The organism is Phyllobacterium lublinensis (genome assembly GCF_020164435.1).
Lineage (GTDB): Bacteria > Pseudomonadota > Alphaproteobacteria > Rhizobiales > Rhizobiaceae > Phyllobacterium > Phyllobacterium lublinensis.
Genome location: NZ_JAIUDQ010000001.1, coordinates 351487 through 366450, shown reverse-complemented (window position 1 = coordinate 366450; position 14964 = coordinate 351487). Strand labels below are relative to the sequence as shown.

The 14964-nt window shown below is 55.9% G+C and carries 11 protein-coding genes and 1 tRNA gene; 8 read left to right on the top strand and 4 right to left on the bottom strand.

Annotated features, from left to right (window positions below; genetic code table 11):
- The first annotated feature begins 78 nt into the window (after nt 1-78).
- From K9U38_RS01765 to K9U38_RS01755, 3 genes are all read left to right on the top strand, one after another.
- Nucleotides 79-1053: a tripartite tricarboxylate transporter substrate binding protein BugD gene (locus K9U38_RS01765; RefSeq protein WP_224492612.1), complete on the top strand. Its 975-nt coding sequence runs from the start codon at nt 79-81 to the stop codon at nt 1051-1053.
- Nucleotides 1054-1126: 73 nt separating this feature from the next.
- The gene (locus tag K9U38_RS01760; protein ID WP_224492611.1) at nt 1127-1588 is read left to right on the top strand and encodes a tripartite tricarboxylate transporter TctB family protein; all 462 of its coding nucleotides are present in this window, start codon (nt 1127-1129) and stop codon (nt 1586-1588) included.
- Between the two features lie 9 nt (nt 1589-1597).
- The gene (locus K9U38_RS01755) at nt 1598-3100 is read left to right on the top strand and encodes a tripartite tricarboxylate transporter permease (protein ID WP_224492610.1); all 1503 of its coding nucleotides are present in this window, start codon (nt 1598-1600) and stop codon (nt 3098-3100) included.
- A gap of 26 nt (nt 3101-3126) precedes the next feature.
- On the opposite strand, the gene K9U38_RS01750 is transcribed toward K9U38_RS01755, so the two are convergent.
- A complete protein-coding gene (locus tag K9U38_RS01750; RefSeq protein WP_224492609.1) occupies nt 3127-4626 on the bottom strand; it encodes an ArnT family glycosyltransferase in 1500 nt (499 codons plus the stop codon).
- 110 nt (nt 4627-4736) lie between these two features.
- Nucleotides 4737-4822 (bottom strand) — tRNA-Leu (locus tag K9U38_RS01745).
- 305 nt (nt 4823-5127) lie between these two features.
- Here K9U38_RS01745 and K9U38_RS01740 point away from each other — a divergent pair.
- From K9U38_RS01740 to gpt, 3 genes are all read left to right on the top strand, one after another.
- Nucleotides 5128-5880, top strand: coding sequence for a competence/damage-inducible protein A (locus K9U38_RS01740; RefSeq protein ID WP_224492608.1), 753 nt, complete (start codon nt 5128-5130; stop codon nt 5878-5880).
- 107 nt (nt 5881-5987) lie between these two features.
- Nucleotides 5988-6830, top strand: a complete 843-nt coding sequence (locus tag K9U38_RS01735; protein ID WP_224492607.1) for a universal stress protein — start codon at nt 5988-5990, stop codon at nt 6828-6830.
- Between the two features lie 178 nt (nt 6831-7008).
- A complete protein-coding gene (gene gpt, locus K9U38_RS01730; RefSeq protein WP_224492606.1) occupies nt 7009-7506 on the top strand; it encodes a xanthine phosphoribosyltransferase in 498 nt (165 codons plus the stop codon).
- A 28-nt stretch (nt 7507-7534) separates the two neighbouring features.
- On the opposite strand, the gene K9U38_RS01725 is transcribed toward gpt, so the two are convergent.
- Nucleotides 7535-8578, bottom strand: a complete 1044-nt coding sequence (locus K9U38_RS01725) for a magnesium and cobalt transport protein CorA (RefSeq protein WP_224492605.1) — start codon at nt 8576-8578, stop codon at nt 7535-7537.
- Between the two features lie 298 nt (nt 8579-8876).
- Between K9U38_RS01725 and K9U38_RS01720 the strand changes: the two genes are divergently transcribed.
- The gene (locus K9U38_RS01720; protein WP_370631812.1) at nt 8877-9317 is read left to right on the top strand and encodes an NUDIX hydrolase; all 441 of its coding nucleotides are present in this window, start codon (nt 8877-8879) and stop codon (nt 9315-9317) included.
- Nucleotides 9318-9952: 635 nt separating this feature from the next.
- Nucleotides 9953-13753 carry a vitamin B12-dependent ribonucleotide reductase gene (locus K9U38_RS01715; RefSeq protein WP_224492603.1) on the top strand — a complete coding sequence of 1267 codons (3801 nt, stop codon included), beginning with the start codon at nt 9953-9955 and terminating at the stop codon, nt 13751-13753.
- A gap of 242 nt (nt 13754-13995) precedes the next feature.
- Here K9U38_RS01715 and K9U38_RS01710 read toward each other — a convergent pair whose 3' ends face one another.
- Nucleotides 13996-14913: a LysR family transcriptional regulator gene (locus K9U38_RS01710; protein WP_224492602.1), complete on the bottom strand. Its 918-nt coding sequence runs from the start codon at nt 14911-14913 to the stop codon at nt 13996-13998.
- Nucleotides 14914-14964: the final 51 nt, after the last annotated feature.

Sequence of the window (14964 nt, the reverse complement as noted above, 5' to 3'; positions counted from 1 at the left end):
TCCGTGAGGAGAAAGACGTTGGCGGCACCACGGGCAAGGTGGCGTTGAAGTTGAAATGCATGTCTGGGAGGAACATAAATGCATAAACTCGCTATTTATCTTGCTGCGACCGCCGCCCTCGCCTTCACTGGTTCGGCTGGCGCCCAGGGATATCCCGAGCGCAGCATAACTATGGTTGTGCCTTTCGCTGCAGGCGGCCCGACCGACACGGTAACCCGCCTTGTCGCCGAATCGATGTCGAAAGATCTCGGTCAGCAGATCATCGTGGAAAATGTCGGCGGCGCTGGAGGCACGCTTGGAGCGTCTCAGGTGGCCAAGGCGGACCCGGATGGCTATACGCTCTTGCTGCACCATATCGGCATGGCAACCAGCGCCACGCTTTACCGCAAGTTGCCCTACGATACGCTGAACGCCTTCGAGTATGTCGGCCTCGTCACCGACGTTCCGATGACGATTGTAGCCAAGAAGGACTTTGAACCCACTGATCTCAAGGGCCTGATCGAATACGTCAAGGCAAATGCCGACAAGGTCAGCCTTGCAAATGCCGGTATCGGTGCAGCCTCGCACCTGTGCGGCATGTTGTTCATGAGCGAGATCAAGACCCCGCTGGTTACGGTTCCCTACAAGGGCACTGGCCCGGCCATGACCGATTTGCTTGGTGGGCAGGTCGATTTGATGTGCGACCAGACAACCAACACGACGAAGCAGATCAAGGGCGGCACGATCAAAGCCTATGCGGTAACGTCACCCAAGCGTCTGGATGCGCTTCCTGATCTGCCAACAGTTGCGGAAGGAGGATTGCCAGGCATGCAGGTGGGCATCTGGCACGGCATTTATGCGCCCAAGGGAACGCCGGCAGAGGTCACACAAAAGTTGTCGGCTTCATTGCAGAAGGCGTTGAAGGACCCCAACGTGGTCGCTCGATTTGCCGAACTCGGCACCGTCCCCTCTTCGGAGGCGGAAGCAACCCCCGAAGGGCTCAAATCAAGGCTTGAAAGCGAAGTAACACGCTGGAAGCCGGTCATCGAAGCTGCCGGTCAGTACGCCGATTGACCAATGCGGATCAGGAGCGGGTACCCGCTCCTGGTCTTTTTAAAGAAACAAACAGAGCGGCAGGGGGAAACGCATGAAATCGTTGAGCTTCAGTGCGCGCGACTTGATATGTGGATTGCTTTTCATTGCGGTCGGCTTGTTCTTTGGCATTCAAGCCTATGGACTCGAAATCGGAACGGCGTTCCGCATGGGTCCCGGATACTTCCCCCTGGTTCTGGCAGCAATCCTCGTTTTGCTCGGTATTATCGTTATCGTTCAAAGCACGCAGCTCGAGCATGAACCCATGGGTCCAATCGCCTGGCGCGGCCTGCTGTTCATTCTGCCCGCCCCCATTTTTTTTGGCTTGACGGTCCGCGGTCTGGGATTTGTCCCTTCCCTGTTTTTCACCGGTCTGCTCGCGGCTTTTGCGAGCACGAAAATGCGGCCCGGAACCGCGCTCTTGCTGGTCGGCGGGCTGACGCTGTTTTCCGTCATCGTCTTTAGTTATGCCCTCGGACTGCCGTTCCGGCGCTTCGGCCCGTGGCTTGGAATGTGAGGGCGAAACATGGATCTTCTCAATAATCTCGCACTCGGCTTCGCCACCGCCGCCTCCCCCTGGAACCTGCTGTTCTGCTTGACCGGTGTTCTACTTGGCACGCTCATCGGCGTGCTTCCTGGCATTGGTGCAACGGCGACCATTGCCATGCTCCTTCCAATTACGTTTCAGCTCGAACCGGTCTCGTCGCTGATCATGCTAGCGGGCATCTATTACGGTGCACAGTATGGCGGCTCGACCACCGCAATCCTCATCAACATGCCGGGCGAATCCTCGTCCGCAGTTACGGCCATCGACGGATATCAGATGGCGCGCAGAGGCAGAGCCGGCGCGGCGCTGGCCATCGCCGCCATCGGCTCGTTCTTCGCGGGAACGGTATCGACAGTTCTGGTGGCGGTGTTTGCCCCACCATTGACTGCCATCGCCCTGCAATTCGGCTCGGCCGAGTATTTCTCGCTGATGATTGTCGGGCTCGTTTCCTCGATCGCACTGGCCCATGGTTCGGTCGTCAAGGCACTGGGCATGGTCGTGCTCGGCCTACTCCTCGGCCTGGTGGGCACCGACATCTATACCGGAACACCTCGCTTCAACCTTGGAATCCTCGAACTTTCGGACGGACTGAACTTCGTCGCACTTGCGGTCGGCGTATTTGGTATTGCCGAAATCCTGCGCAATCTCGAAAATGAGCATGAGCGCGATGTGGTGATCAAGAAGGTCACCAATCTTTGGCCGACACGGGAGGATTGGAAAGCCATGACGGCTCCGATCCTGCGGGGTACGGTTATTGGTTCGGCGCTCGGCATTCTGCCTGGCGGTGGTGCAATTCTCGCATCCTTTGCCTCCTACACGGTCGAGAAGCGCATCTCGAACACGCCTGGAGAATTTGGCAAGGGGGCAATTGCCGGTGTAGCAGGTCCTGAATCAGCCAACAATGCCGGCGCCCAGACATCCTTCATTCCGATGCTCACGCTTGGCATTCCCGCCAATCCCGTCATGGCGCTGATGATCGGGGCCATGATCATCCAGGGCATCGTTCCCGGGCCCAACGTCGCCACCGAGCAGCCAGCCTTGTTCTGGGGAATTATTGCCTCGATGTGGATTGGCAATCTGATGCTCATATTGCTCAATCTGCCCTTGATCGGCCTGTGGGTAAAACTTCTGACAATACCGTACTACATGCTTTTCCCGGCCATCATCGCCTTTTGCTCGATCGGCGTTTACAGCGTCAATTCCAATGTATTCGATCTCTATGCCGTCGCGTTCTTTGGACTCCTTGGCTATGGGCTCGCGAAATTGCGCTGCGAACCGGCACCATTGCTGCTCGGGTTCGTTCTCGGTCCCCTGCTAGAGGAACATCTTCGCCGGGCCATGATCATGTCGCGCGGGGATCCGTCGACCTTCGTGACGCGGCCGATCAGCCTCATTCTCCTGCTGCTCGCCGCCGCAGTCCTCGTTGTTGTGCTGCTGCCGAGCATTCGCAAGAAGCGCGACGAAGTGTTCGTCGAGGATTGACGATGTCGGGTAAACCGGACTGAACCTTATTCGGCAGGGATGATGACATAACTCACTTTCTCCGAGACGTCCGGATAGTATTTGTATGTGAGCTCGATATGCTTGATGTTGGCGGGCGGCGGCGCCGGGATGCCTGCATCGTTCATCAGTTCCAGCACTGAAGGGTTCATCCCCTCGCCAAACCAAACGAACAGGGCCGGCAATTTGATGCGTGATGCGGCATTTGGCATCTCCGCATGCACCGGCGTGATGGTCGGGTCCATCAGTCGCAGGTTTCCGGGCAATTGCGGACGGTCGGAGACAACTGTGCCAAAGGCGCCTTCCGTCCGCGTGGTGGCAAACAATCTGGCATAATCCAACTGGGCGATCGAAGGCGCCTTGCCGTATCGGGCGTACATCATGTTTATCGCGAGTCCTGGTATGACAATCAGACCACAGGCGGTGCCGACCAGAACGAAGCGCTTCAGCGGAAGATCCCCATTGATGGAACGCGCCAGGACAACAGCTAGAAACAACGGGGTCAGAAAGAGTATGGGTTGCAGCCAGCGATCCTTGACTTCCGCTGCGCCGCTCACGAGCACTGCGACGAAGACACCGGCCAGTGCAAAAATCAGAATTCTGGCAACAAGCTTCTCGGCATCTGCCCATGCAGGCTGTTCGGGCAGCGCATCGGCGCGGCTTCGCCACCGGTCAATTGCAAAGAACGCCAGCGCCACGCCCGCAAACAGGACGCTGTTGAGAAACAGCTTCCATTCGCCGTGCAGCCTGCTGATAAAAAACTGGCCACCAGGGTTCATCTCAAACTTGCGCGTGCGCGCCAGAAGGCTCTCCGTGTGCACCAGCGCCCAAAGCCCTGTTGGCGCAACGGCCAGGACGAACGTTAGTACCGCCAGGATACTCGTGCGTGACAGCAGGACACTACGGTAGACCGGGATGGAAAGCCCAGCCAGGATGAGCGCCAGAATGAAGAAGCTGGCATTGAATTTTCCCAGCAAAGCACAGGCAAACCCAAGACCCAAAAGTACCGCCGAATGCCACGATCTTGATTTCATATGCCAGGCAAACGCCAGAAACGACCATGCACAGGCGGTGGTCGCCCCCACGGAATGCGTCAGCGTGCGTTGGGACTCCCAGGCGATTTGCGGAAGCATGAACATTCCAACCATCCCCGCGGCAGCAACGGCACGGGAAAGACCAAGCAACCGTGCGCCAAAATAAACACTGACAAACAGGCTGGCCAGCATACAGAATTTGACCAGATAGATTGTGAACAGGCTGATTCCGAGAATGCTGCCGGCTATGCTGTTTATCCAGGTGTAAAGCGGTGGTTGTGACCCGCCATAACCCCACTGCAAGGCCCCTACATAGGCGAGTTGTTCAGCATCGTCGACACCCGCCCCATTGGAAATGGTCGTCAGAAAAAATATCTGGAATGCAAAATATAATAATACAATCAGTAGCGCCGAATTCTTGGAGGCAAACTCTTTGATCCTGTCGCCAGGAGATTGAATAGAAATTGCAGCCATTGCTTTCTCACACATGATGGTGCGCCGCTTGTAGGCGAAGTTGAATTCCAAATCCACCCGTACGGGGTCAGGGTGGTTTGAGATGCCAAATTATCAGGAGTGTCTGTAAATGGTGCGGACGGCGGGGGTCGAACCCGCATGACCTATGGCCGAGGGATTTTAAGTCCCTTGCGTCTACCAGTTTCGCCACGTCCGCACTGCAGATTGCAATTACTGGCGAGACTCGCGGAAAGCAAGGTGACACGACATAAATTCCTCGCCGCGCTGAATCTTGCGCCGCTCCTTTTCACAGCCATGAAAGGGAGAGCCGCTAAGTGAGGCTTTTGGCCGTGCAATGAGGACTATGGTTCCGCCTGCAGCGAAATCATAAGTGCCTTCCGGGGCATATTTCGAACCGGATCCAGATCGGAGTCGTTCTGAACCCACCACTATTGGGATGGGCAAACGACTTGCGACGTTCCGTTTGCAGAATTACGGTCGCATACCGCTATGGAGAATCTGATGACGAATGAAGTAGTGACCGCTGCCATGCTTGCGATCGGCGACGAATTGCTGTCCGGGAGAACCAAGGACAAAAATATCGGCCATCTCGCCGATATCCTGACCGCCGTCGGCATCGACCTTGAAGAGGTTCGCATCGTTCCGGACGAGGAAGACCGGATCGTTGAAGCACTCAACGCGCTGCGCGATCGTTATGACTATATCTTTACCTCAGGGGGGATAGGTCCTACGCACGACGACATTACCGCCGACGCCATTGCAAAGGCCTTCGGCGTGCCCTGCGAGCACGACGCCAAAGCAATGAAGCTCATGGGTGATAACTACGCTGCGCGTGGCATCGAGTTTACCGAAAGCCGCCAGCGCATGGCACGCATGCCGCGCGGCTCCGTGCATATCGATAACCCTGTCTCGACGGCGCCCGGATTCAACATCGGTAATGTCTATGTCATGGCCGGGGTGCCATCGGTTTTTCAGGCGATGCTTGATAATGTCATTCCGACCCTCCGGGTCGGAATGCAGTTGTTGTCCCGATCGGTGAACTGTCCATTCGGCGAGGGCACGATTGCCGTGCCATTGCGGGAAATCCAGGCAGCCCATCCGGATACGATCATCGGCTCCTATCCAAAATATGAAAGCGGCCGATTCTCGACTGAATTGGTTATTCGCGCCCGCGACGCCGATAAACTCATCGCGGCCGAAACTGCTGTCAGGAACATGGTCGAGCATATTGCGGCCACGACCAACACGCCCTGACACTCGTCGAAGCGATACAAGTTACCGAAAACACAAAGCAATTGTTGCAATAAGGGGCTATAATGGTGCCTGATGCATTTGGCGACGCAGCAAACATGGAGGCCAGTATGGCATTTCGCACGATCATCGCATTCATTCGCAGTGAGCGGGAGGCCAAGCGAGTTATCGGCGCCGCAAAATTGATTGCCTCATCGAGCGACCGTACGCATATCATCGGCCTTTATACGATCCCCTCACCCATCGTTTATGCCGATCCGACAGGTTTTGCCGATACGACCCTGTTCGAGGCGCACGAGCAGCGCCACAAGGAAAACTCCGAAGCAATCGCCGCAATGTTCAAGGCGGAAATGGCCAAGGGAACCATTTCTCATGAGTTTCGCATCGTCCGTTCGGAGAGCAGCAGTCCATCGGCGGGCGTCACACAGAGTGCCCTGCGCGCCGACATCATCATCGCCGGGCAACCTGACCCTGACGATCCCGACAGCGTCAATGACGTGACTGATCCGTTGGTTATGGAAAGCGGAAGACCGGTGCTGTTCGTACCGTACAAGTTCCCAATACCGGAGAGGATTAACCGCGTTGTCGTGGCCTTCAATGGCAAGCGCGAAGCTTCGCGAGCAGCCTTTGACTCCCTGCCGTTGTTGCTCAAGGCAGAGAGCGTCGATACGGTTTGGGTTGACCCGAAGAAATCCATTGATCCGAGCATGGACATCCCTGGAACACCGCTTTCCGATGCCCTCCGCCGGCATGGCGTCAATGTTACGCCCCACGCAATCGAGTCGCATGGGGAGTCCGCGGACAAAATATTGCGGCGTCGAATTGCCGAGAACCATGCCTCGCTATTCGTTATGGGGGCCTATAGCCAGTCCCGCCTCAAGGAGTGGGTGTTCGGTGGCGTCACCAGTTCGATCATGGCTGACATGCCATGTTTGACATTGATGTCGCGCTGAACAATGCGTCGACCGGTCGGGCGAAATCTGCTCTAAACAGGCAGAAATCACACCTTTCTTGTCCTGAGAGCCCGAAGGCCATGCAAGCGGCTTGCCATCGACTTGCATTTCCCGCTATTGCGAAATGCATTCCGCGCGGATTTTCCGCTGTTTGTATTCATTTGATGGAGTGCGCACCATGTCCCTTCCCGACAAAGCTTTTCCTGTCTCCTGGGATCAATTCCATCGGGATGCCCGCGCCCTTGCCTGGCGGGTTGCCGGCATGCAGCGCGACTGGCGTGCGATGGTCGCAATCACCCGCGGTGGCCTGGTACCCGCAGCGATCATCTGCCGCGAGCTTGGTATCCGCATGATCGAGACAGTCTGCATTGCCTCCTATCATGAATATGATGAGCAAGGTGAGCTCAAGGTGCTCAAGGATGTGGATCCAAAGCTCCTTGAAAATGGCGGCGATGGCATACTGGTCGTCGATGACCTTACCGATACCGGCAAGACGGCGGCAATTGTCCGGGCGATGATGCCGAAGGCCCATTTTGCAACGGTATACGCCAAGCCGAAGGGACGCCCCCTCATCGATACCTTTGTGACCGAAGTATCCCAAGACACCTGGATCTACTTCCCGTGGGACATGGGTCTGACGTACCAGGAGCCGATTACCAAAGGGCATCGCGGCTAAGCGTGGAATAATATTGCGGGTTCAGATCTTATAGCCAGCCGCTTTTTCGAAAGCGCCAGAACAAGGTCAGGCACACGAGAATGATCACTCCCAGAACCCAGTAATATCCATTGGGAGAATCAAGCTCCGGCATGTGCTTGAAATTCATGCCGTAGATGCCAGCGATGGCTGTTGGCACTGCCAGGATGGCCGCCCAGGAGGCTAGCCGTTTTGAGATGACGGTTTCCTGGCTTTGGCCGACGAGCAAGCTTGCTTCAAAGGCGAATGCGAGCACCTCCCTCAAACCGTCGATCTTCTCCTGGACCGTACGGACATGATCGGTCACATCCCTGAACAGTGGCTGCATCGCCGTCTGGATCTGCGGTAAATCCGTGTTGCTGAGGCGTCCGCAGACATCGACAAGCGGACCGATGGCATTGCGCAGACGGAGCAGATCCCGGCGCAGCATGTAGAGGCGTTCGATGTCGGCACTTGTCATTGGCTTCGCCAGAACGCGGTCCTCGATCGATTCCACCTCGTCGTGAATTGCCTCCAGCACCGGCATGTAATTATCGACGATGAAATCCAGGATCGCATAGAGAACGAAATCCTCTCCTTTCGCCAATGCGTAAGGGGCAGTTTCCCAATGCTGGCGAACCGCTGTGTATGAGGTGGAGGCTCCATGCCGCACGCTGACGATATAGCCCTTGCCCAGAAATACATGGGTTTCCCCAAAAGCCACCCTTCCGTCTATGAGTTGAGCCGTCCGGGCAACGACGAAGATCGCATCACCATATTGCTCCAACTTTGGCCGCTGATGAGCATGCTCGGCATCCTCAATGGCCAGGCTGTGCAGGCCGAATTGCTTCTGCACCCGGTGTAATAGTTCGCCGTCGGGCTCCAGCAATCCTATCCAGACAACATGTCCGTCCTTGCGGGCCCATTCTCCCGCCTCGTCGATCAGAATATCCGCCACACGTTTGCCGTTGGCATAAGCACATGACGCAATAACGCTGGCGGTCTCATCCCCCGAAGGCCCAGCATCGGCAGACGGTGAGCGAACATGTTCGAAAGAGGATCGAGCAGATGTCATTCAACCTCCCAACGCTACTTTTCATCACAAGACTATCTTTTGTGACCAACGCTTTCCAGCAATCCTTTAGTCTATGCTTGGCCATGGCGCTAACCGACTGTTTCTCAAAGCCTTATGGAGTTATGTGATTTTTTTGCACTGCTGTTCAAAAAAATGTCACAAGTCGCATTTAAGCACGGAACAGTCTTGATGAATCATTGTTGTTTGAACGAATCGGTTCACAATTGCATTAAACAAAAAGAAGACGAGTGGAGCATTGAACGTAACCTATCAGGATGAGATTGTGGTCGACAAGCGGATGGAAATGCCCGATGGCAGGATTCGCCAGGTCGCAGCGCTCGTCTATCGTGTCAAAAAGAACAGACCAGAAGTTCTCCTGATCACGAGCCGTGGAACGGGACGATGGGTGTTGCCGAAGGGCTGGCCGCAGATAGGCAAGACCCTGGCTCAATCGGCACGGACCGAAGCCTTTGAGGAAGCTGGCGTGCGCGGAGATATAGCGCCCTTCTCGATAGGCACATACACCTACACAAAGAGCGACATGGACGATGGAGAGATCGGCGATTTCATCGTCGATGTCTTCCCAATGCACTTCTCGCATCAGCAGAAGAATTGGCCGGAACGGGGTGTTCGGCGCGTCGAATGGCTCAGCGTTGAGGAATCAGCGCGGCGAGTCGAAGAACCCGAATTGAAAGCGCTGCTTGCCGGCTTCGATCCAGCGCTTGTAGAAATTCGCTAAACCACTACCTGACTTTTGACGGCCGTCATTGCCGTTCTCCCAAAGTTTTGCGAACGAAGCAGCTTTGCGGCTGTTCCAGTGATCGGCTCGCCAAACCTCTCTAAGTTTCTCCCCGTTATCCACATGTGTGACACACAAGATATTGCGGTCACAAATTAGTAACAAACTATTTCTTGACGCTCGCTCGCGAGTCATTTTTTATGATCTGCGGCGTTGCATTAGTAGCGTGACCGGAGCGTCAGTAGTCGGTTCTTTTCCAGTTTGTGCAGCATTTTCTGAAGCTTGTCCCTTTGTGGGTGCAAGCGCAGGATATTCACGTCTGGAGAAAAGAAACCTAAGTGTGCACATGTAAATATTTGTTGGGTAAATGAGACTTTAACGCAATATTTAGTGTTTACACTTAAGTTGAGTACCAGATAGTGTGACACTCTCATCAACGATGAATCACACGACAGGCGTCAGAAAATAAGGGCCGCCAGCCCGAAAATGAGACGGGAGACCGTTTCGGCGACGGGTCAGGGTGAAGCGACTGGTTTCAAGCATTTGAGACCGGACAGGCGGGTTTGCGTCCTGAGGTGCGCAGCACTTCACATGGCGCCCGAGGGACACTATATATAGGGACAAGGACGAGACAGATGCGGATCGAACGGCGTTTTACCAAAGAGAACCAGTCAGCCTATGCGGAGATCGAATTTCGCATAGCGACGAGTGAGATCAAAAATCCGGACGGATCTGTCGTGTTCCGCCTGGAGAATATCGATGTTCCGGCCCAGTTCAGTCAGGTTGCCGCCGATATTCTGGCCCAGAAGTATTTCCGCAAGGCCGGCGTGCCCGCCCGACTGAAGAAGGTCGAGGAAAATTCGGTGCCTTCCTGGCTCTGGCGTTCTGTTCCCGATGAAGACGCCCTGGCTGCGCTGCCCGTTGACGAGCGTTATGGTTCCGAGATGGATGCGCGCCAGGTGTTTGATCGTCTTGCTGGTACCTGGACTTATTGGGGATGGAAGGGCAAGTATTTCGATAGCGAAGCAGATGCCCTCGCCTTCCGTGACGAACTTGCCTACATGCTCGCAACCCAGCGGGTTGCGCCGAACTCGCCGCAATGGTTCAACACAGGCTTGCACTGGGCCTATGGTATCGATGGTCCCGGACAGGGCCATTACTATGTCGACCCTGACACCGGCAAACTTACAAAGTCCAAGTCATCCTACGAACACCCGCAGCCGCACGCCTGCTTCATCCAGTCTGTCGCTGACGATCTGGTCAATGATGGCGGCATCATGGATTTGTGGGTGCGCGAGGCACGCCTGTTCAAATACGGTTCGGGCACCGGTTCCAATTTTTCCTATCTGCGTGGCGAAGGCGAAAAGCTGTCCGGGGGCGGCCGCTCATCGGGCCTGATGTCGTTCCTCAAGATCGGCGATCGCGCTGCTGGAGCCATCAAGTCTGGGGGAACCACCCGCCGTGCTGCCAAGATGGTGGTCGTCGACGTCGATCATCCGGATATTGAAGAGTATATCGACTGGAAGGTGAAGGAAGAGCAGAAGGTTGCGGCCCTAGTCACCGGTTCCAAGATTGTCCGGCAACATCTGACCGCAATCATGAAGGCTTGCGTCAACTGCGAAGCCGACAATGGGGATTGCTTCGAGCCAACCAAGAATCCGGCGCTCAAGCGCGAGATCAAGGCGGCCAAGAAGAATCAGGTTCCGGAGAACTATATCCAGCGCGTCATCCAGTTCGCGAGGCAGGGTTATACGGATATCGATTTCAAGACCTATGACACCGACTGGGATTCGGAAGCCTATCTGACCGTCGCCGGCCAGAACTCCAACAATTCTGTTTCTCTGAAGGATGAATTCCTGCGTGCCGTGGAAAGCGACGGCACCTGGAACCTGACCGCCCGCAAGGACGGCAAGGTCATGAAAACGTTGAAAGCCCGCGACCTTTGGGAAAAGATCGGCTACGCAGCCTGGGCCTCAGCTGATCCGGGTCTTCACTTCAACACCACAATGAACGATTGGCACACCTGCCCTGCTGCGGGTCCAATTCGTGCCTCCAATCCGTGCTCGGAATATATGTTCCTCGACGACACGGCCTGCAACCTCGCTTCGATCAACCTCCTCACCTATCGAGGCAAGGACGGCAAGTTCGACGTTACCGGTTACGAACACACTGCGCGCCTTTGGACCATCGTTCTCGAAATCTCGGTGATGATGGCGCAGTTCCCGTCCAAGGAAATTGCACGCTTGTCCTATGAATATCGCACGCTCGGTCTCGGCTACGCCAATATTGGCGGGCTGCTGATGACGTCGGGAATACCCTATGACAGCGATGAGGGCCGTGCCATTGGCGGTGCGCTCACTGCGATCATGACCGGTATTGCCTATGCCACCTCCGCCGAAATGGCGAAGGAGCTTGGAACATTCCCGGGCTATGCACCCAATGCAGCCAGCATGCTGCGCGTTATTCGCAATCATCGTCGCGCCGCCCACGGCGAGAGCCAAGGTTATGAAGGCCTTGCCGTCAATCCGGTTGCCTTGATTGCCAACGATTGTCCCGACCAGGAATTGATAACACATGCGAAGCTGGCCTGGGACAAGGCACTGGCGCTTGGCGAAAAGCATGGTTACCGCAACGCACAGGCAACTGTGATTGCTCCGACCGGCACGATCGGCCTTGTCATGGATTGCGATACGACGGGCATCGAGCCTGACTTTGCCCTGGTCAAATTCAAGAAGCTCGCGGGTGGCGGCTACTTCAAGATCATCAATCGTGCTGTCCCGGAGGCGCTGCGGACCCTCGGCTACACCGAAAGCCAGATCGCCGAGATCGAAGCCTATGCGGTCGGCCATGGCAACCTCAATCAGGCACCTGGCATCAATCCCGGCTCGCTGAAGGCCAAGGGCTTTACCGATGAGATCATCGCCACCCTCAATACGGCGTTGAAATCTGCCTTCGATATCAAATTTGCCGTCAACAAGTGGACGATTGGCGAAGACTTCGCCAAGAACGTGCTCGGCTTTACCGATGAGCAGCTCAATGACATCTCCTTTGAGATCCTGCCGGCCCTCGGCTTCTCGAAAAAGGAAATCGAAGCTGCCAACATCCACATTTGTGGTGCAATGACCCTAGAGGGTGCGCCTTTCCTCAAGGAAGAGCACTATCCGGTCTTCGATTGCGCCAACCCATGTGGCAAGATCGGAAAGCGTTATCTGTCGGTCGATAGTCACATCCGCATGATGGCGGCAGCACAGCCCTTCATCTCCGGTGCGATCTCCAAGACGATCAACATGCCGAACGAGGCAACGGTCGACGATTGCAAGTCCGCCTATATGTTGTCGTGGAAATTGGCGTTGAAGGCCAACGCGCTGTATCGCGATGGTTCCAAACTGTCGCAGCCGCTGAACTCCTCGCTTCTTGCCGATGAGGATGACGACGAGGACGATGCAGTGGAGACGCTGATCGAAGCTCCTGCAGCTGCTCGCGCGGTACAGGTTACCGAAAAGATCGTCGAGCGCATCGTGGAGAAATACATCCACGATCGCGAGAAACTGCCGAACCGCCGCAAGGGTTACACCCAAAAAGCAACGGTTGGCGGGCACAAGATCTATCTGCGCACCGGTGAATTCGATGACGGCCGTCTCGGTGAGATCTTCATCGACATGCACAAGGAAGGCGCTGCCTTCCGCGCCATGATGAACAATTTTGCGATCGCGATATCGCTTGGCCTGCAATATGGCGTGCCGCTGGAGGAATACGTGGAGGCCTTCACCTTCACCAAATTCGAGCCAGCCGGCATGGTTCAGGGCAATGATGCAATCAAGAACGCGACGTCGATCCTCGACTACCTGTTCCGTGAACTGGCGGTCTCCTATCTCGACCGCCACGACCTCGCCCATGTTGACCAGTCGGATTTTTCCAACACCTCCCTTGGTCGCGGCATATCGGAAGGCAAGGCAGAGCCGGTTTCCAAGGGCCTGACACGCGGTGCGTCGCTAAAGGTTGTGTCACCCAACAAGGCTGACCCCAAGGGTTTTAGCAACGCAGGGGGAACAGGCGTCGTAAGCGCGCCAAAGGCAACTGCGTCATCAAATGTCATGACCCTCGCCAGCCGCTCCACCGTGGCAGTCGCCGCCAAGCCGGCAATTGCCATGCCCCAGGAATCCACTGCCTTCAAGCGGGATTATGAGGAGCGTGCCAAGGACCAGACCCAAATCGGCGCTAACCCAGCCGCTGCCCTGTTCGACGACACCGACGCCGAGGCTGCAGCTGAAGAGGCCAAGGCGGAAGCAAAGAAGGTGCTGTCCGACCGTCGCATCAAGTCGATGATGCAGGGTTACACAGGTGACAGTTGTTCCGAATGTTCAAACTTCACGATGGTGCGCAATGGCACATGCCTGAAGTGTGACACGTGCGGTGCTACGAGCGGCTGTTCGTAAGCGGGAGCCCCTGATTTGTTGACATGAGCAGGCCCAGCGCAGCGAAAGTGTCGGCAAAGCAGATCGGAATGTCCCAGCGTCGGCGACGTTCAACCACCAATAAATTCCGGGCGCCAAGGGCGCCCGGAATTGTTTGAGGGAAACAAACAGGGTTCAGGTGTCATAACGGCGGAGATCGATGCCTGTAACAGCCCACACAGAACAGAACGCCCCGGCAAGGCCTCATCCTCCACGTTTGCACCCTAACGTTGCAGCGCCTGCGCCATCACATGGAGCCGCTCTCGGAGCCAGCGATGTCCAGGGTCACTGGTATGCCGAGGATGCCAGTACATTGTCTCATGGATATCGGGGAGCTCAATGGGCGGCGCCAGCCCCCGGACAGTGGTCGCGCCGGCCAATCGCTCGATTGTCCTTTCCAATACGAGACTTATCAATTGCGAACCCTGCAGTAAAAATGGCACGAGCAGAAAGCTCTCGACTGTAACTTGAATCCTGCGTTTCACTTTCAGGCGCGTCAAATGTTGGTCCGCAAGATTGGATTGCCGATCATGACCGATGCCATACGCCAGATGCGGCAGTGTCAAGAACTGATCAATGGAGATGCTGGAAGTCCTTACAAGCGGGTGATTGGCATCAACCGCGCAAAGCCAGCGATCGGAAAAAAGTGGAACTGATGGGTAGCCGTTGTTGGCAATGAGTTCGCTCGGCTCGATGACAATATCCACTTGGTCAGTCTGCAACACACGCTCGGCGTCGCGAGACCGCGGTACCAGATGAATCGTTACATTCGGCGCCTCCGCAGTAAGCGTATTGATGAACGGCACGAGCAAGACCAGCACCACATAGTCGGATGCGCTGATGGTGAAGCTCTGTGAATTCACGAGCGGGTCAAAATCGGACTGCAGGGTCAAGGTCCTTTCCACTCGAGACAAGGCGTCGCGAAGTGGGTCGACAAGCCGTTCAGCGTTTGGCGTCAGCGCCAACTCGCGGCCGACGCGGACCAATATGGGATCATGCAAGATTTCGCGCAGACGGCCCAGGGCTGCACTCGTGGCTGATTGGCTAAGGCCCACCCTTTCGCCAGCCCGGCTTACGCTGCGTTCTTCGAGAAGCGCGTCCAGCACGACCAACAGGTTCAGATCGATACTTCTCAGGTTCATTGCGCTATCCCATCCATCCACCACATCGATAGGTGAATTCCAAAATATCGA

Bases quoted from the DNA above. Each gene is read 5' to 3' on its own strand.
- K9U38_RS01765 (WP_224492612.1), top strand. From the start codon at position 79: ATGCATAAACTCGCTATTTATCTTGCTGCGACCGCCGCCCTCGCCTTC.
- K9U38_RS01760 (WP_224492611.1), top strand. From the start codon at position 1,127: ATGAAATCGTTGAGCTTCAGTGCGCGCGACTTGATATGTGGATTGCTT.
- K9U38_RS01755 (WP_224492610.1), top strand. From the start codon at position 1,598: ATGGATCTTCTCAATAATCTCGCACTCGGCTTCGCCACCGCCGCCTCC.
- K9U38_RS01750 (WP_224492609.1), bottom strand. From the start codon at position 4,626: ATGGCTGCAATTTCTATTCAATCTCCTGGCGACAGGATCAAAGAGTTT.
- K9U38_RS01740 (WP_224492608.1), top strand. From the start codon at position 5,128: ATGACGAATGAAGTAGTGACCGCTGCCATGCTTGCGATCGGCGACGAA.
- K9U38_RS01735 (WP_224492607.1), top strand. From the start codon at position 5,988: ATGGCATTTCGCACGATCATCGCATTCATTCGCAGTGAGCGGGAGGCC.
- gpt (WP_224492606.1), top strand. From the start codon at position 7,009: ATGTCCCTTCCCGACAAAGCTTTTCCTGTCTCCTGGGATCAATTCCAT.
- K9U38_RS01725 (WP_224492605.1), bottom strand. From the start codon at position 8,578: ATGACATCTGCTCGATCCTCTTTCGAACATGTTCGCTCACCGTCTGCC.
- K9U38_RS01720 (WP_370631812.1), top strand. From the start codon at position 8,877: ATGGAAATGCCCGATGGCAGGATTCGCCAGGTCGCAGCGCTCGTCTAT.
- K9U38_RS01715 (WP_224492603.1), top strand. From the start codon at position 9,953: ATGCGGATCGAACGGCGTTTTACCAAAGAGAACCAGTCAGCCTATGCG.
- K9U38_RS01710 (WP_224492602.1), bottom strand. From the start codon at position 14,913: ATGAACCTGAGAAGTATCGATCTGAACCTGTTGGTCGTGCTGGACGCG.